The 1,525-nt window shown below is 54.6% G+C and carries 2 protein-coding genes; both read left to right on the top strand.

What is annotated here, in order from left to right; genetic code table 11:
* Positions 1 to 83: 83 nt before the first annotated feature.
* On the top strand, positions 84 to 428 hold the full coding sequence (locus tag GC125_RS00065; RefSeq protein ID WP_151983175.1) for a hypothetical protein: 345 nt from the start codon (positions 84 to 86) through the stop codon (positions 426 to 428).
* Between the two features lie 393 nt (positions 429 to 821).
* Positions 822 to 1,525, top strand: a 704-nt coding sequence (locus tag GC125_RS00070; protein WP_199864370.1) for a DNA-methyltransferase, incomplete at its 3' end; no start/stop codon positions are given.

Genomic DNA, 1,525 nt, shown 5'->3' on the forward strand with positions numbered 1-1,525 from the left:
CGAACCGCACGTGCCTGCCATGATCGGCGCACTCCAATTTCCGTCTGCCCCCATGTCAACATTGGCAAGGGTGGACTGCCCACATGACGAGAACTCCTGGAACACGGCCGACCGGCACTCGCCAAGCAGCCACCCGGCGGCGGGAGCAACGGGAACGGCAGCAGTCTTACCGCGACGAGATGCGGGAGATGCGACGTCCTGATCGCGACGACATTGCTCGTGTCTGGCTTTGGCGATCGATCCGAATGGCGATGAAGGCCAAAGAAGAACATCAAGACTGGATGTACCAGACGATTTTGGAATTGCTCGCTGCCCAAGGTTTCGACGAGCGTCAAAGCGAGAGCGCCCTTGAGGAGCTCATCGACCGCTATAGCCAAGCAGCCAAACCTCCGTTCCGCCGCAAGCGACACCTGAAGGGTGCTGACTGACCGCAGCAGCCCAGGGTTGGCCATCGCGTCCAGTGACCACAGGGCGAAGCCTTAAACGGCGTTCACCATCTGGCCCCAACATTCCTCCCGTTACTCCCCATTTTGGAAACGGGATTCTCCAGATGTGAATCAGAAATATCAGGTGGTCCGAGTGCTGTTGCGCTCGGATCGAGACTCCATCCCAGCACTGGCTGGCATCTATCAGACCATCGCAGTCACAATGGTCTACGGCCTCACGATAGCAGCAACCCCACAGAAACAATCCGAATAAAGTTTGTTTACACATGCTTGCTTTGCGGGAGTTATTAATTTGGAATTCGAAATATCGTCATTTTTCTGTTGAACGGCGAATTTTATTACAGACATCATAAATCATCAGAAAGGGAAATGATGATGTCTGAAATTTTTACATATCCAACGCCTTCGGAATTCCATTCAATATTCAATAGCATTCAGGAAGCCATCACTTCGGCCAACCTCTCTCCAGCAGACAATGCACCGTGCGTGAACACTCGTCCGCCCGTCGAGGTCGTTGTCGGAGACTGTCTCGATGAGCTTCGCGCATTGCCCTCAGGATCGGCGCAGCTGGTCGTCACCTCGCCCCCGTACAATATCGGAAAGCCATACGACGATCATCTCACGATCGCCGAATGGACCAGCAACCAGGCTGAAGTCATCGCTGAAGCTGCACGTGTCGCCAGCGACAACGGCTCATTGTGCTGGCAGGTGGGAAATTTCGTCGGTGGCGGCGAGATCATTCCTCTCGACAGCATCATCATACCGCTGATGCGTGAAATCGGCCTCAAGATGCAAAACAGGATCGTATGGTCTTTTGGGCACGGGCTTCACTGCAAGCACCGCCTATCCGGCCGACATGAAACCGTCGTCTGGGCGACAAAGGGGGATGACTTCACATTCAATCTCGATGCGATCCGAGTGCCGCAAAAATACCCGGAGAAGAAACACTACAAAGGACCAAAGAAAGGTCAGCTCAGCGGGCATCCGCTCGGCAAGAATCCAGGCGACGTTTGGGATATCCCGAACGTCAAACACAACCACCGGGAGAAGACCAGTCATCCGTGCCAGTTTCCGGAGGC

This window comes from Rhizobium sp. EC-SD404 (assembly GCF_902498825.1).
GTDB lineage: Bacteria > Pseudomonadota > Alphaproteobacteria > Rhizobiales > Rhizobiaceae > Georhizobium.